18 protein-coding genes are annotated in these 26,049 nt (G+C 67.2%); 4 read left to right on the top strand and 14 right to left on the bottom strand.

Going from position 1 to position 26,049, the window contains the following annotated elements:
• Window positions 1-144 precede the first annotated feature (144 nt).
• The 5 genes from KB879_RS20975 to KB879_RS20955 all read right to left on the bottom strand — a co-directional run bounded on the left by KB879_RS20975 (window position 145) and on the right by KB879_RS20955 (window position 6,020).
• Window positions 145-1,332, bottom strand: coding sequence for an acyl-CoA dehydrogenase family protein (locus tag KB879_RS20975; RefSeq protein WP_041228807.1), 1,188 nt, complete (start codon window positions 1,330-1,332; stop codon window positions 145-147).
• Window positions 1,333-1,458: 126 nt separating this feature from the next.
• Window positions 1,459-2,238, bottom strand: coding sequence for an enoyl-CoA hydratase/isomerase family protein (locus tag KB879_RS20970; protein ID WP_211979713.1), 780 nt, complete (start codon window positions 2,236-2,238; stop codon window positions 1,459-1,461).
• Between the two features lie 24 nt (window positions 2,239-2,262).
• The gene (locus KB879_RS20965; RefSeq protein WP_153955476.1) at window positions 2,263-3,246 is read right to left on the bottom strand and encodes a tripartite tricarboxylate transporter substrate binding protein; all 984 of its coding nucleotides are present in this window, start codon (window positions 3,244-3,246) and stop codon (window positions 2,263-2,265) included.
• 34 nt (window positions 3,247-3,280) lie between these two features.
• Window positions 3,281-4,993, bottom strand: coding sequence for a long-chain fatty acid--CoA ligase (locus KB879_RS20960; RefSeq protein WP_153955475.1), 1,713 nt, complete (start codon window positions 4,991-4,993; stop codon window positions 3,281-3,283).
• Window positions 4,994-5,027: 34 nt separating this feature from the next.
• On the bottom strand, window positions 5,028-6,020 hold the full coding sequence (locus KB879_RS20955; protein WP_013952337.1) for a tripartite tricarboxylate transporter substrate binding protein: 993 nt from the start codon (window positions 6,018-6,020) through the stop codon (window positions 5,028-5,030).
• 318 nt (window positions 6,021-6,338) lie between these two features.
• On the opposite strand from KB879_RS20955, the gene KB879_RS20950 reads away from it, so the two are divergent.
• Window positions 6,339-7,520: an AraC family transcriptional regulator gene (locus KB879_RS20950; protein ID WP_211979712.1), complete on the top strand. Its 1,182-nt coding sequence runs from the start codon at window positions 6,339-6,341 to the stop codon at window positions 7,518-7,520.
• 73 nt (window positions 7,521-7,593) lie between these two features.
• On the opposite strand, the gene KB879_RS20945 is transcribed toward KB879_RS20950, so the two are convergent.
• From KB879_RS20945 to KB879_RS20915, 7 genes are all read right to left on the bottom strand, one after another.
• Window positions 7,594-8,946, bottom strand: a complete 1,353-nt coding sequence (locus KB879_RS20945; protein WP_153955474.1) for a TolC family outer membrane protein — start codon at window positions 8,944-8,946, stop codon at window positions 7,594-7,596.
• Between the two features lie 166 nt (window positions 8,947-9,112).
• Window positions 9,113-14,404: a VCBS domain-containing protein gene (locus KB879_RS20940; protein WP_211979711.1), complete on the bottom strand. Its 5,292-nt coding sequence runs from the start codon at window positions 14,402-14,404 to the stop codon at window positions 9,113-9,115.
• Window positions 14,405-14,479: 75 nt separating this feature from the next.
• On the bottom strand, window positions 14,480-15,868 hold the full coding sequence (locus KB879_RS20935; RefSeq protein WP_153953808.1) for an HlyD family type I secretion periplasmic adaptor subunit: 1,389 nt from the start codon (window positions 15,866-15,868) through the stop codon (window positions 14,480-14,482).
• On the bottom strand, window positions 15,852-18,047 hold the full coding sequence (locus KB879_RS20930; protein ID WP_211979710.1) for a type I secretion system permease/ATPase: 2,196 nt from the start codon (window positions 18,045-18,047) through the stop codon (window positions 15,852-15,854). The genes KB879_RS20935 and KB879_RS20930 overlap by 17 nt, the downstream gene beginning before the upstream one ends.
• 305 nt (window positions 18,048-18,352) lie before the next feature.
• Window positions 18,353-18,559 carry a DUF6494 family protein gene (locus KB879_RS20925; protein ID WP_010813946.1) on the bottom strand — a complete coding sequence of 69 codons (207 nt, stop codon included), beginning with the start codon at window positions 18,557-18,559 and terminating at the stop codon, window positions 18,353-18,355.
• A 146-nt stretch (window positions 18,560-18,705) separates the two neighbouring features.
• A complete protein-coding gene (locus KB879_RS20920) occupies window positions 18,706-19,950 on the bottom strand; it encodes a CaiB/BaiF CoA-transferase family protein (RefSeq protein ID WP_153953809.1) in 1,245 nt (414 codons plus the stop codon).
• Complete coding sequence (locus KB879_RS20915; RefSeq protein ID WP_211979709.1) at window positions 19,950-20,864, bottom strand: SDR family NAD(P)-dependent oxidoreductase; 915 nt, start codon at window positions 20,862-20,864, stop codon at window positions 19,950-19,952. The genes KB879_RS20920 and KB879_RS20915 overlap by 1 nt, the downstream gene beginning before the upstream one ends.
• Window positions 20,865-21,054: 190 nt before the next feature.
• Between KB879_RS20915 and KB879_RS20910 the strand changes: the two genes are divergently transcribed.
• Window positions 21,055-21,957, top strand: coding sequence for a LysR substrate-binding domain-containing protein (locus KB879_RS20910; protein WP_010813949.1), 903 nt, complete (start codon window positions 21,055-21,057; stop codon window positions 21,955-21,957).
• A 21-nt stretch (window positions 21,958-21,978) separates the two neighbouring features.
• Here KB879_RS20910 and KB879_RS20905 read toward each other — a convergent pair whose 3' ends face one another.
• Entirely contained in the window at window positions 21,979-22,485 is a 507-nt protein-coding gene (locus KB879_RS20905) for a DUF2628 domain-containing protein (RefSeq protein ID WP_013952330.1), read from the bottom strand.
• Window positions 22,486-22,680: 195 nt separating this feature from the next.
• Entirely contained in the window at window positions 22,681-23,148 is a 468-nt protein-coding gene (locus KB879_RS20900; protein WP_153953811.1) for an MgtC/SapB family protein, read from the bottom strand.
• A 499-nt stretch (window positions 23,149-23,647) separates the two neighbouring features.
• Here KB879_RS20900 and KB879_RS20895 point away from each other — a divergent pair, with 499 nt between their 5' ends.
• On the top strand, window positions 23,648-24,817 hold the full coding sequence (locus tag KB879_RS20895; protein WP_211979708.1) for an acyl-CoA dehydrogenase family protein: 1,170 nt from the start codon (window positions 23,648-23,650) through the stop codon (window positions 24,815-24,817).
• Window positions 24,818-24,826: 9 nt separating this feature from the next.
• A complete protein-coding gene (locus KB879_RS20890; RefSeq protein WP_013952327.1) occupies window positions 24,827-26,026 on the top strand; it encodes a CaiB/BaiF CoA-transferase family protein in 1,200 nt (399 codons plus the stop codon).
• Window positions 26,027-26,049: the final 23 nt, after the last annotated feature.

Genomic DNA, 26,049 nt, shown 5'->3' with positions numbered 1-26,049 from the left:
ACCTTACACCTTTCCCGCCATCCGTGCACATCCGGTTTTGTAACCATACGCACGAAGGCCGGCACTGGTGCCGGCTTTCGTTTTTCCGCATTTTCTTACGCGTTTGCACGCACTAGCACGCGGACATTGCTGATAGCGGACGCATCAAAGCGTGCGCGCGACCAGCTCCTTCATGATCTCGTTGGAGCCGCCGAAGATCTTGCTCACGCGTGCGTTCGCATACATACGCGCGATCGGGTATTCAAGCATGTAGCCGTAGCCGCCGTGCAACTGCAGGCACTCGTCGATGACCTGGCAGTTCTGCTGCGTGCACCACCACTTGGCCATGGCGGCCGTGGCAGCGTCGAGCTTGCCGTCCATCAGGCGCAGCATGCAATCGTCGACAAAGGTCGCGGCAATGGTGGCGACCGTCTTGCACTCCGCCAGCTTGAAGCGTGTGTTCTGCAGATCGGCCAGCGGCTGGCCGAACACCTTGCGCTGGCGCACGTATTCGGTGGTCAGCTCGATGGCGCGCTGCATGGTCGCCACGGCACCGAGCGCAATGATCATGCGCTCTTGCGGCAGTTGCTGCATAAGCTGGTAGAAACCCTGCCCTTCCTGCGTGCCCAGCAGGTTGGCGCACGGCACCAGCACGTCGTCGAAGAAGAGCTCGGCGGTGTCCTGCCCTTTCTGCCCGATCTTCTCGAGAATGCGCCCACGACGGAAGCCCGGCAGGTCGCGCGTCTCGACCATGACCAGCGACACGCCGCGCGAACCGGCTTCCGGATCGGTCTTGGCCACCACGCAGACCAGGTCGGCGTGATACCCGTTTGTGATAAAGGTCTTTGCACCGTTTATGCGATAGCAGTCCCCGTTTTCGGTCTGTTCGCGCACCGCGCGGGTGCGTATCGCTTTGAGGTCAGAACCGGCGCCAGGTTCCGACATGGCAATGGCCGCCACCATTTCGCCGCTGGCCATTTGCGGCAGCCATTTCTTCTTCTGCGCTTCCGTGCCGTAGTTGAGCAGGTAATGTGCCACGATGCCGCTGTGCACATTATTGCCAAGGCTGGTGCAGACGGCGCGCGACATTTCCTGGGTGATGACGGCCTCGTGGGCAAAGGTGCCGCCACCGCCGCCGTATTCCTCGGGGATGCTGGCGCACAGCAGCCCGATCTGGCCGGCGCGGCGCCAGACCTCGCGGTCGATATAGCCCTGGTCGGCCCAGCGGGCCTCGTTGGGCGCCAGTTCGCGCTCGATGAAGCGGCGCACGGTTTCCTGGAACATCCCCAGGTCTTCGGTCATCCAGGGGGTCTGGCGTACGGCGGGCGCCGTGTGCTGGTCGTGGGATCCCATATGGTGTGCGGATATCAGGGTAAACGAGAGGAAAAACAGGCGCGCGACGCCGTCCGGCTGGCGCCCGCCTATATAAGTAAACGACGGCAGCCGGATGCTGCGGGGCAGCATGACCGGCGCCGCCGCTCAGTCCGGCCAGCGGTAGCGCAGCGGCTGCTTGGCCATGAAGCGGTCGGCAGCCTCGCGGCGATAGGCGGTCGAGAAGGCAATGCCCTGCCCGTCCGCCTCCATCGCCAGCATGGTGTGCAGGTCCTGATTCAGCGAGGCGTTCAGTGCCTGCTTGGTCAGGCCCACCGCCACCGGCGAGGCCTCGGTGAAGGCCTGCGCCAGCGCCCGCGCGCGTTCCTGCAGGCTGTCCGCCGGCACGATTTCCATGACGATGCCAAGGTCTTGCGCGGCCTGGGCGTTCAGCTCGCGCATCGAGAACATCAGCGCCTTGGCCCGCTGCAGGCCGATCATCCGCGGCAGCGTGTAGAGCACGCCACAGTCGGGGATCAGCCCCATGCGCAGGAATGGCAGCCCGAAGCGCGCGCGCGGCGTGGCCAGGATGATGTCGGCCGTCAGCGCCAGGCTGAAGCCCGCGCCATAGGCCGCGCCGTCCACCGCGGCGATGATCGGCACGTCGAGCTGGATCAGGTCTTCCAGCCAGCCGTGCACCTTGTGCAGGCGCTTGCGGCCCTGCTCGGCGTTGATCTCGACCTGCATCGAGCTGATGTCGCCGCCCGACGAGAAATCGGTGCCGGCCGCGGTCAGGATCAGCGCGCGCACGCTGTCGTCGGCGCGTACCCGGCGAATCACTTCGCCGATCTCGTCGCGCATCGGCAAGGACAGCGCGTTCTTGCGTGCCGGCGAGTCCAGCGTCAGCGTCGCGACGCCGTCCTCGACGGCAAAGCGGATGGTTTCCATCGGTGGGCTCCAGGGGGGCGGGTTTCAGTCGAGCTGGATATTGGCGTCTCGCACGATCCTGGCCCACTTGGGGGTGTCGCCGGTGACCACGGCTGCCAGTTCCTGCGGCGTGGACCCGACCGGCTGCAGGCCCATGCCGGCCAGCTTCTGCGTCACTTCGGGCAGGCGCACGATGCGCGCGGCCTCGGCCGCCAGCTTCGCCGTCACATCCTTGGGCGCATTGGCCGGCAGGAACAGCCCGTACCAGCCGTTGGGCTCGAACCCCGGCAGGCCCAGTTCAGTGAAGGTCGCCACATTGGGCAGCGCCTTGTAGCGCTGGGTGCCGGTGATGCCGAGGATCTTGAACTTGTTGCTGCCCAGGTACGGGTTGGCCGAGGTCACATCGACAAAGGCGCTGTCCACCTGGCCGCCGAGCAGGTCGCTCATCAGCGGCGCCGCGCCCTTGTAAGGGATGTGCACGAGGTCGATGCCTGCCTGCTGCTTGAGCAACTCGCCGTGCAGGTGCGACGAGGTGCCGTTGCCGTAGGACCCATAGCTGAGCTTGCCGGCCTTGGCCAGCGCCAGGAACTCGCGCATATTGCTGGCCGGCACGCGGTTGGGCACCACGAACAGATCGGACGACTTGGCGATCAGCGAGACCGGCGTGAAGTCCCTGGCCACGTCGTACGGCGTGCGCTTGTACAGGGCCGGCGACTGGATCAGCGCGGTGATCGCCAGCAGGATGGTATAGCCATCCGCCGGCGCCTTGGCGACGGTGTCGTTGCCCAGCATGCCGCTGGCGCCGGGCTTGTTTTCCACCACCACCGGCTGGCCCAGGCTTTCGGCCAGGCGCTGGCCGATCAGGCGGCCCACGGTGTCGGTGCCGCCGCCGGCGGGGTACGGCACGATCATGCGGATCGGCTTGCCGGGATACGGCTGCTGCGCGAAGGCGCTGCCCGCGCCGCCGAGGATGGCCGCGCCGGCCAGGGTGCCGGCCTGTGCCAGCCAGTTGCGTCTGCTTTGCTGCATGCTGTCTCTCTCTTTGCTGAATTCGCCGCTGGCGTCACGCGCTCGGGTTGTCCGCCTGCATCTCGCGCTCCTGCAAGGCGCGCCACAGGATCTTGCCGGTGGCCGACTTGGGCAGCGCATCGACCACGTCGACGATGCGCGGCACCTTGTACGCGGCCATATGCTCGCGGCACCAGGCCATGATGCGTTCGGGGTCGGCTTCGGCCGTGCCGCGCGCTTCCGGGCGCAGCGCCACGACGGCCTTGACGGTCTCGCCGCGGCGCTGGTCGCGGGCGGCGATCACGCAGGCTTCGTGGATGGCCGGGTGCCCGTACAGCAGGTTCTCCACTTCCGCCGGCCAGACCTTGTAGCCGGACGCGTTGATCATGCGCTTGAGGCGGTCGCGCATGAAGAAGTAGCCTTCCTCATCCATGAAACCGAGGTCGCCGGTGCGCAGGAAGCGCTTGCCGCCGATCTCGATGAAGGTGGCCGCGTTGGCTTCCGGGTTGTGCCAGTAGCCCTGCATCACCTGGCCGCCGTGGACCACGATCTCGCCGGTCTCGCCGTGGGGCAGTTCCTGCAGCGTCTCGGGATCGACCACGCGCGCGTCCACGCCGAAGGTGGCGATGCCCAGGCATTCGCGCTTGGGCTGGTTGCGCGGGTTGGACAGGATGAAGGCCGCGGTCTCGGTCATGCCGTAGGCCTCGACGTAGGGCAGGCCGAAACGCTCCTGCAGCATATTGGCCACCGCTTCGGGCATGGCCGCGCCGCCGCCGCCCACGTAGGCCAGGCTCGACAGGTCACGCGCATCGATGCCCGGCTGGGAGAAGAAGTCCACCATCATCGCCGGCGGCGCGCCCCAGACCGAGACGCGGTAGCGCTCGATCAGGTCCGCGGCCAGCGCGCGGTCCCAGCGCGGCATCAGCACCACGGTGGCGCCCAGGTAGAGCGGCGAGTTCATGCAGTTCTGCATGCCCAGCAGGTGGAACATCGGGGCCACGGCCAGCACCACGGATTCGGGTGTGGCGCCGCGCCAGATCACCGATCCGGCCGCCGCGGTCATCAGCGTGCCGTGGCTATGCATGCAGCCCTTGGGATGTCCGGTGGTGCCGGAGGTATAGGCCAGCATGCACAGCGTGTCGTAGCCGGCCTGGTGCGGCAGCGGCCGGTGCCCGGCGGCGCTGGCCGCGTCCCAGGCCACCGGCATCGCGCCGGACGGCGCAGCCTGCGGCGCGGGCAGCGGTTCGCGCAGCCAGGCCGGCACCGCCAGGCCGCCGTCGTCGCGCAGCATGCCGGCATAGTCGTGCAGGATCACATGGCGCAGCGCCGGGCCGTGCAGCGGCGCCACGCGCTGGTACAGCTCGCTGCCGGCAAAGGCCGCCACCGCGCCGCTGTCCTGCACCACATGGGCAAGTTCGACCTCCAGCCACATCGGGTTGGCCGGGACCACCACGCCTTCGGCGCGCAGGATCGCGTAGTAGGCAATGATGAACTGCGGGCAGTTCTGGCTGAACAGCAGCACCCGGTCGCCCGGCTGGATGCCGCAGGCCTGCTGCAGGTAGCCCGCCATCCGCTCGATCTCGTCCTGCAGCTGGGCGTAGGAGATCGCGGTGCCGAAATACTGGATCGCGGTCTTGTCCGGATAGCGGTGCGCCGCCGCCTCGACGTTGTAGAACAGGCTGGTGCGCGGCGTATGCAGCGCGGCCGGCAGGCCGGGCGGCCAGGCGGGGGAACGGAACGGCTGATTGGTACTTGTAGCAGGCTTCATTTGCAGCAATCGATACGGGTCAGTCGGGAAGAACTCAGTCCAGGCGGATGTTGTTGGTGCGGATGACCTTGCCCCAGCGCGCGTAGTCAGCCTGGACGGTCTGCGCGAACGCATCCGGCGTGCTGCCGGTCAGGACGATGCCCATGTCGTTCATGCGCTTGCGAATGTCCGGCTGGGTCAGGACGCGATTGACGTCGGCCGAGTACTTGTCGACGATGGCCCGGGGCGTGGCGGCAGGCAGGAACAGGCCGAACCATCCCAACCCGTCCATGCCGGCAACGCCCGCTTCGCGAAAGGTCGGCACATCCGGCAACTGCGGCGAGCGGCCGCCGCCGGTCACGGCCAGCGCGCGCAGGCGGCCCGAGGCGTTGTGCGGCTTGGCGCCCATCACCGAGATGATGGCGGCGGGCACCTGGCCGCCCAGCAGGTCGTTCAGCTCCGGCGCCTCACCCTTGTATGACACATGGACCATGTCCAGCTTGGCGGACTCCTTGAAGATCTCGCCGTACAGGTGGCCGCTTGAGCCGGTGCCGTAGGAGCCGTAGGAGAACTGCCTGGGCTTGGCGCGGACCAGCTCGATGAATTCCTTCAGGCTGGTGACCGGCACCGAGTTGTGCACGGCAAAGACCAGGTTGGTGGTGCCCAGCTCCGACACCGCGGCAAAGTCCTTGACCGGGTCCACCGGCGGCTTCGCATACAGGCTGGGTGCCTGCACGAGGGTGGTGATCGTCAGCAATGCGGTATGGCCGTCAGGCTCGGCGCGGGCCACGGCCTCGGAGCCGATCATGCTGCTCGCGCCGGGGCGGTTCTCTACCACCACCGGGCGCGACCAGGCCTTGCCAAGCCCGTCGGCAATGGCACGCGCCAGCACGTCGGTGGCGCCGCCGGCCGGGTATGGCACGACGAGCCGGACCGTCTTCGATGGGAATTGCCCCTGGGCGAAGGCGGCACCTGCACCGAGCACCCCGGCCACGGCCAGCAACCCGGCGCCAAAGCGCCACAACGCACTACGACGATCTGCCTGCATGTGTTGTCTCCATTGTCTTTTTCTGAGGCGGGAACGGGTCTTTGCCCCGTTTCTGGTCCCGTCCGGGCCGGTGCGCCGGCCTTGTATCGGTATCAGCCGCAGAGTGCGCGATGCTGCGGTGCGTGGACAATGACCAGACAGGCCAAAATGATTGGCCGAATCGCTCAGATGGAAGGCAGCCTTTGGCAAATCCCGATTGTGCGGCGCGGTCGCGGCTTGCTAAGGTGGCGAGACGATGTGGCGAAACGTCCGGGAACGCCCGCGGAACCAGCCGTTCCGCGGTGCCGGCGCCGACGCGTCACCGTGATGAGGAGACCCATGCATACCGCTGTCCTGTCATCGCTGCGCCCGCCCGTGCCAGGCAAGCTGCACCTCGCCGGCAGCGCACTGCCGCCGGCGCTCGGGCACGGCCATGTCCCAGGCTGTGCCGAGGCCCCGGCGACCCCGGCGCAGGCCGCGCCACAGGCCTCGGCGCGCCACACCATTGCGATCCAGCATGTGGATCACATTCTGCTGGGCCCGCACCGGCTGGGCCACGACATTGCCGCGCTGCTACGCCGGGCCGGAATTTCACCGGCGCTGCTGGCCTCGCCCAATGCGCGCGTCACCCAGGGCCAGTACGCGGCGCTGATCCGCACGCTACGCCGCGTCATGCGCGATGAACTGTGGGGGCTGCTGGACCGGCCCGTGACCCCGGGCGTGTTTGCGCAGGCGTGCCGCAATCTGATCCATTGCGCCACGCTGGAAGACGCCATCCGCGCCGGGCTGCGCCTGTACCGGCTGCATATCGACGCCTTCGCGCCACGCCTGCATGTCAGCGCCGACGGCAAGACCGCCTCAGTGGTGCTGCATCCGCGCGCGCCGGCCTCGGCCTGCCGCAGCTTTGCCGAATCGACTTTCGTGTTCCATGCCTACGCACTGCTCAGCTGGCTGGTCGCCAGCCATATCCCGCTGGCGCGGGTCGACCTGAGCGCCGCGCCGTCGCAGGGCGGCCCAGAGACCGAGCGCGTCTTCAAGACCGCGGTACATTACGGGCAGCCTGTCTCCGTGTTGCATTTCGATGCCGCCAGCCTGCGCCTGCCGGTGATGCAGGACGCCGCCAGCCTGCGCGCGTTCCTGCGCGAGACGCCGCGCAACCTGCTGATCCGCTACCGCGACAACAGCTGCCTGGCCGAGCGTATCCGGCAGCACTTGCGTTCCCACCTGGATGACGAACTGCCGTCGCTGGAACAGATGGCGCAGGTGCTGCGGCTCACGCCCCAGACGCTGCGCCGCCGGCTGCGCGACGAGGGCAGCGGCTACCAGAGCATCAAGGACAGCCTGCGCCGCGACGTGGCCATCGGCATGATGGAGCGCCCCGGCATGACGCTGCAGGACGTGGCGCTGCGGCTTGGCTTCTCCGAGCCGAGCACGTTCCACCGGGCCTTCAAGAAATGGACCGGCGTGGCGCCGGGAGAGTATCGGATGCGGGGATTGCGGGGAGAGGCTGTGCCCGGCTGATGCGGGCCGGGTCAGGATCTCCGGTGGCCGGCGGCTAAAGCATGGCTGCCGGATTGCCCGGTACCGTCCCCCCCTACCTCTGTCCCACCGGCGGCGCTGCCCGCTGCCCCACCTGCACCATCCCCGTCTGAGGCGGCGGCACCTGCAGGGTCGCCAATAGCAAGCCCATGCCGGCAAGGATGCGGTACTGGCTGGCCAGTTCGTTGTACTGGCCGGTCACATAGGCCGTGCGGGCGCTGAAGTACTCGTTCTCGGCATTCAGCAGGTCAAGCAGGCTGCGCTGCCCGATCCGGAATTGCTTGCCGTAGCTGACGCGCGTGGCGTCGCTGGCCTCCACGTATTGCTTGAGGCTCACCAGCCGGTCCTGCGCCGTCAGGTGGGCGTTATAGGCCTGCGATACGGCCTCCTGCACCTGCCTGCGCAGCCGGTCCAGGTTCTGCTCTGCTTCCTGGACCTGGTAGCCGGCCTCGTTGATGCGCGCCTTGTCGGCGTTGCCGCGAAACAGGTTGTAGCGCACGCGCAGCATCACGCTGCGCTCGTCGGTGGTGCCGAGCACGCGGTCGCGGTCGCGCGCCACGCCGACCTCGAGATCCAGCCTTGGCCACAACGCGGACTTGGCCAGCGAACGTCCGGCCAGGGCTTCGGCGATATCGGCCTGCCCAGCACCCAGCGCGGGGTGATTGGCGTTTGCCACCTGCTGCGCCTCCCGTTCGGTGGCAGGCAGCAGCGTCGACAGCGAGTCCGGCCTGGACAAGGCCTCCGGCGGCGCGCCGACCACGCGCAAGTAGGCTGTCATGGCGTCCTGCAAGCTGCCCTGCTCCGCCCGCAGGCTGGCCTTGGCCAGCGCCAGGCGGCTTTCGACCTGATAGAGATCGGCGCGGCGCAGCACCCCGTTGTCGGCGCCAAGCCGGATCTGGTCATAGATGTGCTGGTGCGCTTCCAGATTGGCCAGGCCGATGACCACCGTTTCCTGACGCCGCAGGACCTCCACATAGACGCCGACCGTGCGCAGCGCGATGTCTTCGGCAGTCGCGCCGACCCGGTAGGCCGCACCGTCGATCCGTGCGCCCTGGCGCTCCACATCGCTGCTGGTGGCGAAGCCGTCGAACAGCATCTGCGAGATCGTAACGCCGGCCGCATGACTGGCATAGGAAGAGTCGGACAGGCCCATCAGCCGGGTGCTGTGGCTGTCCAGGCGTACGCGACCGGTGGCGGCATTGACATCGACCCGCGGCAGGTAACCGGCGCGCGCCTGCGTCAGCCCCTCGTCCGCGGCCAGCCGGCGGCTGCCCGCCGCCAGCACTTCGGGATTGGTATGCACGGCTTGCTCGACTGCCTGGCGCAGCGCCTGGGCTGCCGCGTGATGCGGCACCACCATGGCGGCCCATAGCAGTACATGTGCCAGCCGGCACCATGTCGTTGTCATGCTTCCCCCACTCGGGCGCACCCGCTGCCGCGTATCACGCTGGCCGGCGCCTGCGTGAGACGGGAAGCGGTGCGCTACCCGTTTATTATGGTTTTCAACTGCGCCGGATTCCGGCTTTACTGCTGCCCTGCATTTCCCTCTCTGAATCCGCCACCGATCGCACGCCTCAGGCGGTGTGGATATTGCCGTTGCTCAACAACGTGTTGAGATCGAGCCCGACCACGCCCTGCAGCACCGCCACGTCCTGGAATGCAGCCGCCGTGCCACTGCCATCCCGATCCAGGCTGACGACGGTGTTGCCATCGACTTCCGACAGGCGAATGAACTGCCCGGCATTGGCAGCTGTGACGGTGACGCCGGAAAGCAGGTCGGACAAATCCAGCACATCGCCGCCCGCGGCCACGGGCGCCCGGTCAAAATCGGTGACCTTGTCCACCGAGGCCGAGTCGGCCCGGAGAAAGGCGAACGTATCACTGCCTGCACCGCCGGTGAGGGTGTCGACACCCGCACCGCCAATCAGGGTGTCGTTGCCGCCGCCACCAGTCAGGTTGTCATCGCCGGCGCCGCCCCGCAGCACGTCGATGCCACTCGAGCCAATCAGGTTGTCGTTGAAAGCCGAACCGATCACGCCTTCCATGTTCTTGTAGCTGTCGGTGCCAAGGCCGACCGCAACCAGGTTCAGCGCCGTGGCACTGCTGCTCTGTGTCAGAGTGAGCGAGATCGCGCCGGTGGCATCGGAGAAATCCAGCAGATCGATGCCTGCACCGCCGTCGATGGTGTCATTGCCCGCGCCGGCGCGAATGATGTCGCCGGACGAGCTGCCGGTCAGTGTGTCACTGAAGCGCGAACCGATCACGCCCTCCATATTGCTGTAGGTATCCCGGTCCAGGCCGACGCTGGTCAGGTTGACGAGGGTGCCGCTGCCGCTCTGGGTCAGGGTAAAGGTGACAGCGCCGCTCGCATCCGAGAAGTCCAGCATGTCGATGCCGGTGCCGCCGTCGAGCGTGTCGTCGCCTATGCCACCGCGCAGCACGTCGTCGCCGGTGCCGCCCTTGAGCGTATCGGCGGCGTTGCCGCCAATAAAGACGTCGCCGGTGGCGCCGCCCGTGAGCGCATCGGAGTTGCTGCCGCCATCCAGGTAGGAAGCCTGGTAGTTCAGGCCCGCCAGCGACACGTCGGCCGACCCGTTGGTCGACGAGACATTGACCGTGACGGTAGCCGTACTGGTGCCGCCCGCACCATCGTAAATGGTGTAGCTGAAGCTGCCCGACGCCCCGTTGTCGGTGTTGAACATGACGTAGCTGTTATTGGTCCCCGGCGCGAACGCCAGGTTGCTGACCGCGCCCGTGGCAGACCCCAGCGCAATCACCGACAAGGCCATGCCATCGACATCGCCGTCATTGCCAAGCAGTGCGCTGACAGGGATCAGGATGCCGTTGGTATTGTTCGAGGCGTAGATCACGTCCGCTGCCGCCACTGGTGCGTCATTGACCGGATTGATTGCAATCGCGACCGAGTCGCTATCGACCGAGGCGCCATCGCTGGTCTGCATCTGCAGCGTGGCTGCGCCCGCATAGTCCTTGTCACCGACGAAACGCAGGCCGTTCAGCGCGGCATTGATCGCCGCGTCACTGCCCGTGAACGTCATGGTGCTGTCCGAGGTGCCGTCGCCCGCCAGGAACTGCAGCCCCGCGAAGCCGTTCAGGCTGATCGTGCCGGAGGTCGCACTGAGCGTCACGGTATGGCTGCCGTTGTCCACGTCAGAGATGCTGAGGGCGTTGCCATTGGTGGTGCTGAATACCAGCGGCGCGTCTTCGTTGACTACCTGTGCCGTGGGCATGGCGTTCACAGCAGCATCGTTGGCGCCGGTGATGTTGACTGTGATTGCCTGGGTGGCGGTGAGATCGGCCGATTGCACGGACAGCGAGTCGGTCACATGCTGGCCTGCGGCGAGAAACTGCACCTTGCTGTTGTCGAGCGTGTAGGTCCAGGCCCCGGTGTTGGTGTCGAAGGTGAAGGTGCCGTACTGTCCTGCCAGGCTCTCCGGCGCCACCGCGGCGAAGTGCGCTTCACCGGTATCGACGTCAGTGACCGTCAGCTTGCCGCTGGCGGAGGCGTCGCCGGGATCGGTGTTGCCGGCGCCGCCGGCCTCGGTCACCGCCTTGTCTTCGTTGGCCGAGGCTGTGATGGTGGCGTGGTCGTTGGCACCAGTGATGTCGACCTTGATGGTCTGCTGCGCCGTCTGGTCGGCCGAGGACACCGTCAGCGAATCACTGACCTGCTGGCCCGCGATCAGCGCATCGGCCTTGGTGTTGTCGAGCGTATAGCTCCAGGCGCCGGTGTTGCTGTCGAAGTTGAAGGTGCCGTACTGTCCGGCCAGGCTCTCCGGCGGCACTGCGGCAAAGTGCGCTTCACCGGTATCGACGTCAGTGACCGTCAGCTTGCCGCTGGCGGATGCGTCGCCAGTTTCAGCATTGCCTGCGCCGCCGGCTTCGGTCACTGCCTTGTCCTCGCTGGCCGAGGCTGTGATGGTGGCGTGGTCGTTGGCACCAGTGATGTCGACCTTGATGGTCTGCTGCGCCGTCTGGTCGGCGGAGGACACCGTCAGCGAATCACTGACCTGCTGGCCCGCGATCAGCGCATCGGCCTTGGTGTTGTCCAGCGTATAGCTCCAGGCGCCGGTGTTGCTGTCGAAGGCGAAGGTGCCGTACTGCCCGACCAGGCTCTCCGGCGCCACCGCGGCGAAGTGTGCTTCACCGGTATCGACGTCAGTGACCGTCAGCTTGCCGCTGGCGGATGCGTCGCCAGTTTCAGCATTGCCTGCGCCGCCGGCTTCGGTGACCGCCTTGTCTTCACTGGCCGAGGCCGAGATGGTGGCGTGGTCGTTGGCACCGGTGATGTCGACCTTGATGATCTGCTGCCCCGTCTGGTCTGCCGAAGCCACCGTCAACGAATCACTGACCTGCTGGCCCGCGATCAGGGCATCGGCCTTGGTGTTGTCGAGCGTATAGCTCCAGGCGCCGGTGTTGCTGTCGAAGTTGAACGTGCCGTACTGTCCGGCCAGGCTCTCCGGCGCCACCGCGGCGAAGTGCGCTTCACCGGTGTCGACATCGGTAACCGTCAGCTTGCCGCTGGCAGATGCGTCGCCGAGGTCGGTGTTGCCTGCGCCGCCGGCTTCGGTCACTGCCTTGTCCTCGCTGGCCGAGGCCGAGATGGTGGCGTGGTCGTTGGCACCGGTGATGTCGACCTTGATGGTCTGCTGCGCCGTCTGGTCGGCGGAGGACACCGTCAGCGAATCACTGACCTGCTGGCCAGCGATCAGGGCATCGGCCTTGGTGTTGTCCAGCGTATAGCTCCAGGCGCCGGTGTTGCTGTCGAAGCTGAAGGTGCCGTACTGCCCGGCCAGGCTCTCCGGCGCCACCGCGGCGAAGTGTGCTTCACCGGTATCGACGTCAGTGACCGTCAGCTTGCCGCTGGCGGAGGCGTCGCCGGGATCGGTGTTGCCGGCGCCGCCGGCCTCGGTCACCGCCTTGTCTTCGTTGGCCGAGGCTGTGATGGTGGCGTGGTCGTTGGCACCAGTGATGTCGACCTTGATGGTCTGCTGCGCCGTCTGGTCGGCCGAGGACACCGTCAGCGAATCACTGACCTGCTGGCCCGCGATCAGCGCATCGGCCTTGGTGTTGTCGAGCGTATAGCTCCAGGCGCCGGTGTTGCTGTCGAAGTTGAAGGTGCCGTACTGCCCGGCCAGACTCTCCGGCGGCACCGCGGCAAAGTGCGCTTCACCGGTATCGACGTCAGTGACCGTCAGCTTGCCGCTGGCGGATGCGTCGCCGGGATCGGTGTTGCCTGCGCCGCCGGCCTCGGTCACTGCCTTGTCCTCGCTGGCCGAGGCCGAGATGGTGGCGTGGTCGTTGGCACCGGTGATGTCGACCTTGATGATCTGCTGCGCCGTCTGGTCGGCGGAGGACACCGTCAGCGAATCACTGACCTGCTGGCCCGCGATCAGCGCATCGGCCTTGGTGTTGTCCAGCGTATAGCTCCAGGCGCCGGTGTTGCTGTCGAAGGCGAAGGTGCCGTACTGCCCGACCAGGCTCTCCGGCGCCACCGCGGCGAAGTGTGCTTCACCGGTATCGACGTCAGTGACCGTCAGCTTGCCGCTGGCGGATGCGTCGCCAGTTTCAGCATTGCCTGCGCCGCCGGCTTCGGTGACCGCCTTGTCTTCACTGGCTGAGGCCGTGATGGTGGCTCCATCGTTGGCACCCGTAATCCGGATGCTCAGCGAAGAAGCCGCACCGGCCTGCCCGTCGGACACCTCATAGTTGAACGTGTCCTGGACTTGCTGGCCCTGCCGCAATGCCTGCACCTGGCCATTGCCGTTGTCCAACTCATAGCTGTAGCTGCCGTCGGTGTGGAGCGTCAGCGTGCCGTACTGGCCGGCATAGGTGCCGGGATTGGCCACGGCCAGCACGTTGCCCGCATCGACGTCGCTGTCGTTCGACAGCACATTGCCGGTGATCGGATTCGGAGAGTTGTTCTCGCCGATCGCGTGGGTATCGGCCACTGCCGTTGGCGCATGGTTGTCGTAGCCAGCGAAGTCCGACTTGCTCAGTTCGTGCAGGCCGTTGAGCTTGATGACCATTTCCGCCGTGACGGGATTGCCGTCGACATCCACGTAGACATAGGTATTGCCCCCCGATTGCTGGAACCAGGCGCCGTGGGCCGTGGGCTGGCGGCCACCCCATTCAAAGCCAGTGTCGCCCAGCACGGGCCGCAAGTCGAGGTGGTCCACGCCGCGCTGGAAGTCGGTGATCACATCCATGCCGGCCGCGGTGGAGTCGGAGACGGCGTTATAGACAAAGACGTCAGCGCCGCTGCCGCCGCTCAGGGTATCGCCGCCTGCCCCGCCGGAGATCTTGTCGTTGCCGCCTTCACCGTAGATGGTGTCCTTGCCGTTGCCACCGGCGATGATGTCATCGCCGCCCAGGGCGGCATTGTTGCCGTTGTCTCCGTAGATCAGGTCGTCGCCGTTGCCGCCATAGATGCGGTCGTTACCCGGCCGGGCTGACTCATGGCCGGCACCGAGCAGGTAGTCGGCGTAGCTGTCGTAGCCGTCGCCATACAGCGTATCGCCGCCATTGTCGCCGGTGTAAAGCGCCGACGAGCCGTCGATGCTGCCGATCACGTCATCGCCGCTGCCGCCATAGACCGCGTCGGTGCCGTTGCCACCCGACAAGTTGTCATTGCCGAGCCCGCCGAACACGCGGTCCTTGCCGTTGGCGCCCAGCAGCGTGTCGTCGCCGCTGCCGCCTTCGACGATATCGTCGCCGTTGCCGGCATCGACATAGTCGTTGCCATCGCCGGCGCTGACGTAGTCATTGCCATTGCCGCTCAGGATGGTGTCGGCGGACGTGGTGCCGCTGATGCTGTCGCTGCCGTTGCTACCTGTCAGGGTTGCCATGATTACTCTCCGTCCTGAATGCCGGCCTGCCGGCCATGCCTTGCTTGTTATCGTCGTGGGCAGTCCGCCCCGTTCTTATCGTTCCCGGAACGCCAGTTCCCTGGTCTTGATGATGGGCTTGAGCAGGTAATGGAGCACCGTCTTCTGCCCGGTCAGCACATCGACCGTGGCCACCATGCCGGGCAGGATGGGTACCTGCACGGCACTGCCGCCTGGCCGGTTGTCGCGCGTGCGCACGCGCACCAGGTAGTAGCTTTCCGGGCGCTCGCCCGGGCGCTCCGGTGTCAGCGTATCGGCGCTGATATGCTCCACGGTGCCGGCAAAGCCGCCATAGATCGAAAAGTCGTAGGCCGACAGCTTGACCACCGCCGGCTGGCCGGGCCGCAGGAAGGCAATGTCGGCAGGCCGCACGCGCGCCTCGACCAACAGCGTGTCTTCCAGCGGGACGATCTCCAGCAGGTCCATGCCGGGCTGCACCACGCCGCCCACGGTATTGATCTTGATCTGCTTGATGACGCCGGCAAGCGGGGCGCGCACCAGGGTGCGATCGACGCGGTCCTGCAGCGCCGTGTTGGTGGCGCTCTGCGCGGCCTGTTCGGCCTTGGCCTGGTTGAGCTCTTTCATGGCCTCGGCGCGATAATGCGTGCCCAGTTCGTCGGCTTTCTGCTGGCTCTCGCGGTAGGCGGCCTCCAGGCGCGGCATGGCGAGCCGCGCGGCCTCGAGTTCGCCTTTCAGGTCATTGGCCTGGCGCTCAAGCCGCAGCAGGTCGACCTCGGACACCACGCCCTGCGCCACCATCGGGCGCATCATGGCCAGCTCCTGCGCCACCAGCCGATGGCTCTGCCGCAGTTGCTGCTCGCGCGAGCGCTTCTCGGTCAGCTCCTGCCGCCGTTGCTCTGACTGCTGGCGCAGCACGGCGAGATTGGCATCGAACGCGCGCTTGCGCGACTCGAACAGCGCGCGCTCCTCGGACACGAAGCGGCGGCCCTCGGCATCGGCCGGCGCGCTCGCCACGAACGCCGTGCCGTCGGCCTCGGCGCCCAGGCGCGCAATGCGTGCCACCAGCGCATCGTCCCTGGTGCGGCCTTCCTGGTAGGAAGCCGTGAAGCGGGTATCGTCGATGCGCATCAGCGGCTGGTCCTTGTTCACCACCTGCCCCGGTCGCACCATGATCTCGGCGATGATCCCGCCTTCGAGGTTCTGCACCACCTGCACCTGGCTCGACGGGATCACCTTGCCCTCGCCCACGGCCACCTCGTCCACCTGCGCCAGCGCGGCCCAGGCCAGCGCCACCAGTACGAAGACCAGGGCGGACCAGAGGATCCAGTGCGTGAAATAGCGCGGTTGCGCCAGCGCGGCCGCATCGCGCTCGCACATGAAGGCGGTGTCGTCGGCACGCGGCCTCAGCGCGGCGATCAGGCGCCGCACTGGCCCCATGCGTTGCGGATCAGGCTGAAGCGACATGGAGCTTCCTCCCCGCGAGCGCATTCAGGACTTCGGCCTTGGGGCCATCGGCGACGATGCGGCCCTGGTCCATCACGATCAGGCGATCGACCAGGCTGAGCAGCGAGCCGCGATGCGTGACCAGGATCAGCGTGCGCCCGCCCAGCGCTAAGGCCAGGCGCGCCTTGAACTGCTCCTCGGTACGGTTGTCCATGGCGCTGCTGGGTTCGTCGAGCAGCAGCAGCGGCGGCTGCAGCAACTCGGCACGGGCAATGGCAATGGCCTGGCGCTGGCCGCCCGAAAGGCCTTCGTCGCGCTCTCCCAGGCGCAGGTCATAGCCGTCCGGCAGGCGATCGACAAAGTCGCTCACGCCGCCCAGGCGCGCCGCGCGCAGCACGGCTTCGTCGTCGGCGTACGGGGCGCCCATCACGATGTTGTCGCGCAGCGTCCCGCTGAACAGCATCACGTCCTGCGGCACATAGCCGATGTCGCGCCGCAACGCGGCCGGGTCCAGCTGGCGCACCTCCGCGCCGTCGACCAGTACGGTGCCGGCATCCGGTGCGTACAGGCCGAGGATCAGCTTCTCGATGGTGGTCTTGCCTGAGCCGATGCGGCCGATCAGGCCAACCCGCTCGCCGCTGCCAATGCGGAACGAGACCCCATCCAGTGCCGCGATGTCGCGGCCCGGATAGCGAAAGCTGACCTGCCGGAACTCGATTTCGCCGCGCAGCGGCGGGCGGTGCAGGAAATGCTTGCCGGGCGGGCGCTCGACGGGCAGCGCCATCATGCGGTCAATGCCGGCCAGCGCAGTGCGCGCCTGGTGATAGCGGGTGGTCAGCCCGGCCACTTGCGAGAGCGGCGCCAGCGCGCGGCCGGCAAGGATGGTGCAGGCAATCAGGCCGCCCGTGGTCAGCCGGTCGTCGGCGATCAGGTAGACACCGATCACCACCACCACCAGCGTGGCGGCCTGCTGGACGAACAGCGAAAGGTTGATCACGCAGGCGGAGAGCAGCCGCGCCCGCAGTCCCAGTTGCGCCATCTGCCCGACCACCTGCTCCCATTTGCGCTGGGCGGCACCTTCGGCACCGCTGGTCTTGATGGTCTCCAGCCCCACCAGGGTTTCGACCAGTGCGGCCTGGCGCTGGGCCGCGCAGGCGCTGCTGGCGCGTACCGCGCGCGACAGCGGCCCCTGCAGCAGCAGGCTGGTGCCGATCACCAGCGGCACCGCCAGCAGCGGCACCCAGGCCAGCGGGCCACCGACCCAGAACATGGCCGCAATGAAGACCGCGGCGAACGGAAGGTCGACCAGGGTCGTGATGGTGGCCGAGGTCAGGAACTCGCGCACCGACTCGAATTCATGCAGCTGGCTGCTCAGGCTGCCCACCGACGCCGGCCGCGCCTTCATCTCGATGCCCAGCACCTTCTCGAACACCGTCGCGGAGACCGTGACATCGATGCGCCGGCCCGCCACGTCGACAAAATAGCCCCGCAGCGTACGCATCACCAGTTCGAAGCCAAGCACCAGGCCCACACCGATGGCCAGCGCCCACAGCGTTTCCAGCGCATGGTTCGGCACCACGCGGTCATAGACGTTCATGGTGAACAGCGGCATGACCAGCGCGAACAGGCTGAGCAGCAGCGAGGCAACCAGCACCTCGCCATAGAGCGGCCACGACTGGCGCATCACGCCCCAGAACCATCCATGCGGCGACGCCGGCCCGGCATCGCCCGCCGCCTCGAAGCGGTGCGCGGGCCGGGCGAAGATGGCATGGCCGGTGTACCGGGCCAGCAAGTCTTCCTGGCGGACCGGCTGCTCGCCGTCGCCCCACTCCGGCTGCGAGACCAGCAGCATGCCCTCGTCGCCACGGCGCAGCAATACGCAGGCCTCGCTCTGGTCGAGCAGCAGGATGGCGGGCAGCACCAGGTCCGGGATGTCGTCCAGCGGGCGCTTGACCAGCCGCGCCGACATGCCGGCGCGTGCGGCCGCGCGTGGAAACAAGGCAGCGGTCAGGCGATCCGCCTCCAGCGGCAGGCCCGCAATCAGGGCTTCGGCCGCGACTGGCCGCTGGAAGCGCCGGGCCAGCCAGAGCAGGCACGCCAGCAGCGGATCATCGGGGCGCGCGTGCCGACCTGGCGGATCCGGCAGGTTCCAGCCGGTGTCCTCGATGTTCCTTGCGGGCGTAGTGGCGGCGGCATGCATGGCAACGGCCCCCGCGCTTCAGAGTGGCCCGTGGCCCGTGCGGTGGCGTGCAACCCACGCTTGCGCACGTCGCGTTGCACGGCCTGCACATACCGCGCCCCCTGCGCAAGGCATGCGCTCGTTGCATCCAGCCATGGTGTCCCCCCGGTCCCATTGGTTCGACGTTTCCGGGAAGAATATGTGAAGGGGCCCTGCGCGCCCATACTGCGGATGGATTAGATGGCGCAACAAAAGGACCGGGCGGGGTCATCCTTTTGGCGTTTCACGCAAGAAACAGAACCAAAACGAGCACCGCCATGACCGCCTTACTCAAGCTGGATTTCACCCTCAAAGCGCGCCTGGAGCTTGACACCCGCCAGTTCCAGCGTCACCGACACCGGCAAGTGCTCATTGCCGGCGATGGTACCGTCGGCCATGGCCCTGGCTATCGCCTGTTCGATCTCGCGCTGTGAGCTGACGCCGACCACCTTCAGGAACTTGCGGATGCTGAGGTTGAAGGTCTCTTCGTTCATGGCTGTCTCCTGTGGGGATCCCGGGAATCACGGTTCGGGCCGCTACCCAGACAGCCTAGGCGATGGGGGGACTTTGTGCAGAGGCCTGGTGATCCGCCCGGAAGCAGGCGGTGCCCGGCAGTTGCCTGCCAGGCACCCGTCACCAGTCAGACCACGCCTTGCTCGCGCAGCCTGGCGATGCGCTCGGCCGACAGGCCCAGCACCGATTCCAGCACCTGCCCGGTATGCTCGCCCAGCCGCGGCGGCGGGGCGTCGTATTGCACCGGGGTCGCGGACAGCCGCAGCGGGCTCTTGACGGTCGGGCACAGGCTGCCATCGTCGCGCACCAGGTCGACCTGCAGCTCGCGATGCCGCACCTGCGGGTCTTCCAGCACCTGGCCGTAGTCGTTGATCGGCCCGCACGGGATGCCCTGCGCTTCCAGCGCCTGCACCCAGTGCGCCGTCGGCCGCGTGCGCATATGCGCCTCAAGCAGCGGCACCAGCGTGTCGCGATGGATGATGCGGCCGGGGCCGGTGGCAAAGCGCTCGTCGGCGGCCAGGTCGGGACGCTCGACGCCGCGGCAATACGCCTGCCACTGCCCGTCGTTGCCGGCCGCGACGATCATGTAGCCGTCGGCGGTGGCGAACACATGGTAGGGCACCATATTGGCGTGCGCGTTGCCGTAGCGCGGCATGGCCTTGCCGGTCACGCGCTGGGCGATGATCGGCGTGGCGCCGACCGCCACCACCGCATCGAGCAGGGCCATGTCGATATGCTGGCCCTCGCCGGTGCGTTCGGCATGGCGCAAGGCGGCCAGCACGGCCACGGTGGCATACATGCCGGTCAGCATGTCGACCACCGCCACGCCCACCTTCTGCGGCCCGCCGCCGGGCAGGTCGTCGCGCTCGCCGGTGACGCTCATCAGGCCGCCCAGGCCCTGGAAGATGAAGTCATAGCCGGGCTTGTGCGCGCTCGGCCCGGTCTGGCCGTAGCCCGTGATCGAGCAGTAGACGATGGACGGGTTGATCGCCTTGAGGCTGTCATAGTCCAGCCCGTAACGCTTCAGGTCGCCGACCTTGTAGTTCTCCAGCACGATCTGCGACTTCGCCGCCAGTTGCCGCGCGATCTCCTGCCCTTGCGGGCTGGCGATATCGAGCGTCACCGACTGCTTGCCGCGGTTGGCACCGGCAAAGTAGGTGGCGTCGCGCGACGGCTGCCCGTCCGCGCCGGGCAGCCAGGGCGGCCCCCACGAACGGGTGTCGTCGCCCGCGCCGGGCCGCTCCACCTTGATGACCTCGGCGCCCAGGTCCGCCAGGTTCTGCGCGCACCAGGGACCGGCCAGGATGCGCGACAGGTCCAGCACCCGCACGCCGGCAAGCGCGCCGTGCGTCGGGGCCTGGCTGCCCGCCATCAGATCGGGTCCCAGCTGATCACGTCGGGCGAACGCTCCAGCTTGAAGAAGCTGGAGCGCATGGCCGGCATGGCGATCTCGCCCACGGTCTCAGGCGTCCAGCCATCGCTCATATGCACCGAGCGCACCGGGCGCGGCTGGCTCATCAGGATGATTTCGTTGGCGCGCACCGCGAAGATCTGGCCGTTGACTTCGCTGGCGGCCGGGCTGGCAAGGTAGACCGCCACCGGCGCGATCTTGCCGGCTTCCATCTTCTGCAGCTTGGCCACGCGTGCCTTTTCTTCCGGCGTTTCGGCCGGGATCGAGCTGGTCATGCGGCTCCAGGCGAACGGCGCGATGCAGTTCGAGCGCACGTTGAAGCGCTGCATGTCCAGCGCGATCGACTTGGACAACGCGGCAATGCCCAGCTTGGCCGCCGAATAGTTGGCCTGGCCCAGGTTGCCGATCAGGCCGGAGGTGGAGGTCATGTGCACGTAGGCGCCGCTCTCCTGGTCCTTGAAGTAGTTGGCCGCGGCGCGGCTGACGAAGAAGGTGCCGTGCAGGTGCACGTCGATCACCGAGCGCCATTCTTCTTCATTCATCTTGAAGAACATGCGGTCGCGCAGGTTGCCGGCGTTGTTGACCACGGCGTCGATGCGGCCGAAGTTGTCCAGCGCGCATTGCACGATGGCATTGGCGCCGTTCCAGGTCGACACGCTGTCGGTATTGGCCACGGCCTCGCCGCCGGCGGCGCGGATTTCCTCCACCACGCGCTGTGCGGGGCCAGCGTCGCCGCCCTCGCCGGTCATCGACACGCCGAGGTCATTCACCACCACCTTGGCGCCGGCGGCGGCCAGTGCCAGCGCGATGCCGCGCCCGATTCCACCACCTGCGCCCGTCACCAGGGCGACCTTGCCTGACATCAAACCGCTCATTGCGCTGCTCCTCTGAATACTTTTTTGTGCGGTCACCGACCGCAAACCCGGCGAAACACCCCTGCGCCGCGGGCATCGCCCGCCGATGCGGTCAATCCGGATGTCCACGCCGCAGTGGATACGATAAATTGACGGCCGAGACTTTGGAATTCACGAATCACAAAACTGGCCTTTGGCCTGACGGAAGCCCATGCATTACGACCTGACCGACCTCCGCCTCTTCCTGAACGTCGGCGAGACGGAGAACCTGACCCGCGCGGCCGAACGCAGCTTCCTGTCGCTGCCCGCGGCCAGCACCCGGATCAAGCAGCTGGAAGAGGCGTTCCAGACACAATTGCTGATCCGCCAGGTCAAGGGTGTGCGCCTGACGCCGGCGGGCGATGCGCTGCTGCGCCACGCGCGCGAGGTCTTCCGCGAACTGGAATGCCTGCACGCCGACCTGCGGCCCTATGCCAAGGGCGTCAAGGGCCGCGTGCGGCTGCTGGCCAACACCACCGCCACCAACTCGTTCCTGGCCACCGGCGTATCGCGCTTCCTGAGCGAGAACCCGGACGTGGACATCGAGCTGGAAGAGCACCTGTCGCAGGAAATCGTCTCGGCGATCAGCGCCGGCGCCGCCGACCTGGGCATCGTGGCCGGTGAAGTCGCCACCCAGGACCTGGACGCGATGCACCTGTGCAGCGACGAACTGATCGTGATCGCACCGGTCAACCACCCGCTGCCCGCCTTCAAGCGGCTGCATTTCGCCGACCTGCTCGATACCTGCCGTTTTGTCGGCCTGAACCAGTTCAGCGCGATCCAGTCGTTCCTGGACCGCATCGCCGGCGGCATGGGCAAGCGCATCAGCCTGCGCATCCAGGTGGGCAGCTTCGATGCCGTATGCCGCATGGTCGAGGCCGGCGCGGGCATCGCCATCGTGCCCAACAGCTGCGCGCGCCGCTACGCCAGCCGCAAGGTGCTGCGCTTTATCCAGCTGGAAGACGAATGGGCCAAGCGCGAGCTGCGCCTGGTGCGCCGCCCGGGGCGCGAACTGCCCCAGTTTGCCGAAACGCTGATCCAGTACCTGGTCGACGCGGCGCGCGAGCCAGTGTAAGACGGGTAAGTCGTCGGCCGTTCAGCCGGAGGCCAGCCCGCTGCCCTGCACCACCAGCCCCGCCAGCGGGCTCAGCGACACCGCCATCACCACCAGCAGCAGGGCCATGGCGAACACACCGGGCCAGCTGGTGCGGCCACTGCGCGCCAGCGAGTCGTACACCAGTTCCGGTGAAAAATGGTACTCGCGCAGGTGCCGGATGGTCGCCTCGGCATGCCAGCGGTAGATCTGGTTGCCATACATGCCCAGCAGCAGCGCCATGGCATACAGCATCGGCCGGACTGCCAGCGGCATCTTCAGCCCGAACAGCGCGTGCAGCACAGGCTCGGCGCAGACGATCAGCGCAAAGACCCCCACCTGCCAGTACATGCGCCGGTAGGCCATCCAGAACGGTCCCAGCAGGCACGCCGCCCAGTTCCACGACATGCCGCCGCGCGTCTCGGCCAGGGACCAGCGCTGGCTGTAGTACGCATAGCGCGGCCCCACGAATGCGGCCAGCGCCGCGTCGTCACGAATTGATGATTTCATCGCTACCTCCCCCTGCTCTGCCACGGCTGCGCCTGTGGATCGCGGCGCAACCTGTGCCACAGCATAGGGCGCGCCGCGCGCGGGCAGCGTGCGCTGGCGCGCATTGCCGTGGCAAATGGCGCAAATTGGCGGGCAAGCGAACAGACCGGCGCACGCGAGGCGGCACGGGTGCCGGATGCGCCGGGTGCGGGTGCGCTATTTCCAGCGATGCAGGACCTGCAGGATGACCAGCGTGAAGATGGTGGCGATCAGCGCAGTGGTATCGCGCCCCAGGCCAGCAGCCACGCCGATGGCCGCGACCATCCAGATGCTGGCCGCGGTGGTCAGGCCCTCGATGTGGGCTTCGTCGCTGTGCTTCAGGATCGCGCCGGCGCCAAGGAAACCGATGCCGGCAATCAGCCCCTGCAGCACGCGGCTGATGTCGCCCAGCGGCACCCCGGCCTGCAGCGGCACCAGCACGAACAGCGCCGAGCCCAGCGCCACCAGCATATGGGTGCGCAGCCCCGCTGCCTTGCCGGAGACCTCGCGCTGATAGCCGATCAGGCCGCCCAGCAGCATCGCCATGAACAGGCGCGTCAGGATGCGGGTGGCCTCGCCAGCGTCCGGCACATCGGCGAACTCGGCGCGCAAGACCCTGAAAACTTCAGACCAGACCCCGTCCATGGCTCGCCTCCGGGTGCTTTGGTGCAGACCTGAGCGTAGCACGGGATGGCCCGCCGGCAACCGGGCCGGCGGGCCGCAAGGCGCTGGCGCCACATCGTTCGGGCCGCCCGCCAGGTGCGCGCGGCTGCGTCCTACACCGCAAGCGGAAGCTCCCCGACAGTGCCGCCATGGAGGCGTTCCTATATTGGAATCACTGATTACCGTCATCAACAGGAGTTGCATCATGCCCTATCTACTCGCCTGGCTGCTTGGCGTCCCGGCCTTCATCCTCGTCCTGATCTGGCTGTTTATGCACTGATTCCCAGGCCCGGCCTGCCTGCCATCCCTTCGCAAGAGGCCGCTGCGCCGGCCTCTTGCGCATCTACAGGCGCCCGGCGCCGCATGCAGCTTCCGCCGCCCCCGCTTCCGGCCCACCTAAGCCGCTCTTTCGCAAATCCGAATTTCAGCGTGCCGGGGGCTCGGGAATAATGGCCCCATTCAATCTGAGCGGGGCTACCCCATGCACGCACATCCGGATCCAGACCAGCTGTACCCCGAAATCCGCGAAGCGGTGCGCGACCTCTGCGCCGGCTTCGATTCGGCGTACTGGCAACGGGTGGAAGAGCAGAACGCCTTTCCTGAGACCTTTGTCCAGGCGCTGACCCAGGCAGGCTGGCTGTCGGCGCTGATCCCCGAAGCCTATGGCGGCTCGGGCCTGTCGTTGACCGCGGCCTCGGTCATCATGGAAGAAATCAACCGCAGCGGCGGCAATTCCGGCGCCTGCCACGGCCAGATGTACGTGATGGGCTGCCTGCTGCGCCACGGCTCCGAAGCGCAGAAACAGCGCTGGCTGCCGGGCATCGCCTCGGGCGAGCTGCGCATGCAGTCGATGGCCGTGACCGAACCCACCACCGGCACCGATACCACCAAGCTCAAGACCACCGCGGTGCGCCAGGGCGACAAGTACATCGTCAATGGCCAGAAGGTATGGATTTCGCGCGTGCAGCATTCGGACCTGATGCTGCTGCTGGCGCGCACCACGCCGCTGGATCAGGTCAAGCGCAAATCCGAAGGCCTGTCGGTGTTTGTGGTGGACCTGCGCGATGCCATCGGCAAGGGCCTGACGGTCAAGCCGATCCGTAACATGGTCAACCACGAGACCAACGAGCTGTTCTTCGACAACCTGGAAGTCCCCGCAGAAAACCTGATCGGCGAGGAAGGCAAGGGCCTGAAGTACATCCTTGACGGCCTCAACGCCGAGCGCATCCTGATCGCCGCCGAGTGCATCGGCGACGGCTACTGGTTTGTCGAGCGCGCCAGCAACTATGCGCGCGACCGCATCGTGTTCGACCGTCCGATCGGCCAGAACCAGGCCGTGCAGTTCCCGATCGCGCGCTCCTACATCAATGTCGAGGCCGCCAGCCTGATGCGCTACAAGGCGTCGCAATTGTTCGACGCCGGCAAGCCGTGCGGCAAGGAAGCCAATATCTCGAAGCTGCTGGCCGCCGACGCCTCGTGGGAAGCGGCCAACGTCTGCCTGCAGACGCACGGCGGCTTCGGCTTTGCCGCCGAGTACGACATCGAACGCAAGTTCCGCGAGACGCGCCTGTACCAGGTGGCGCCGATCTCGACCAACCTGATCCTGTCCTACGTGGCCGAGCATGTGCTTGAGCTGCCGCGTTCGTTCTAAGGCCCCTGCATGTCCCATTCCCCCAAAGGTATCCGCCCGCTCGACGGCATCCGCGTGGTCTCGCTCGAGCACGCCGTGGCCGCGCCCTTCGCCACGCGCCAGCTGGCCGACCTGGGCGCGCGCGTGATCAAGGTCGAGCGCCCCGGCGCGGGCGACTTTGCCCGCGGCTATGACGAGACCGTGCATGGCCAGGCCTCGCACTTCGTCTGGCTCAACCGCGGCAAGGAAAGCCTGACGCTGGACCTGAAGCAGGACGAGGCGCAGAAGGTCCTGCACCAGCTGCTGGCCGACGCCGACGTGCTGGTGCAGAACCTGGCCCCCGGCGCCGCCGCGCGCATGGGCCTGGATTTCGACACCCTGCACGCCCGCTACGGCAAGCTGGTCGTGTGCGATATCTCGGGCTATGGCGATGCCGGACCCTATCGCGACAAGAAGGCCTATGACCTGCTGATCCAGGCCGCGGCCGGCCTGATCGGCATCACCGGCGGCCCCGACGAGCCGTCGCGCGCGGGCATCTCGATTGCCGACATCGCCGCCGGCATGTACGCCTACACCGGCATACTGTCGGCGCTGCTGCAGCGCGGGCGCACCGGTGAGGGCGTGCGCGTGGAAGTCACCATGCTCGAAGCGCTGTCTGAATGGATGGGCTATGCGCTCTACTTCGGCCACTACGGCGGCACGCCGCCGGCGCGCTTCGGCGCCTCGCACCCGGCCATCGCGCCGTACGGCGTGCACCGCACCGGCGACGGCGGCAGCGTGATCTTCGGCCTGCAGAACGAGCGTGAATGGCGTGCCTTCTGCGAGAAGGTGCTGGAGCAGCCCGAGCTGCTGCAGGACGAGCGCTTCGCCACCAACTCCGGCCGCGTCAAGAACCGCCCCGCGATGACCGAGATCATCGAGCATCGCTTTGCCGCGATGACCGTGTCGCAGGCGGAGGCACTGCTGGACGCCGCCCAGATCGCCAACGCGCCGATGAACGACATCGAAGCCGTCTGGAACCACCCGCAACTGGCCGCCCGCAACCGCTGGCGCGAAGTCGCGGTGCCCGGCGGCACCATCGGCGCGCTGCTGCCGCCGGCCAACCTGTCGGGCGTGGAGCCGGTGATGGGCGATGTGCCCGCGCTGGGCGCGCACAGCCGCCAGATCCTGGCCGAGCTAGGCTACGCCGACAGCGACATCGCCGCGCTGGCGGACAAGCAGACCATCTGAGCCAATGCCGGCGCCCGGGAAGA

The organism is Cupriavidus sp. KK10 (genome assembly GCF_018223725.1).
GTDB classification, from domain to species: domain Bacteria; phylum Pseudomonadota; class Gammaproteobacteria; order Burkholderiales; family Burkholderiaceae; genus Cupriavidus; species Cupriavidus necator.
Note: the sequence above shows the minus strand (reverse complement) of the source record. Positions and strands in the feature narration are given on the sequence as shown.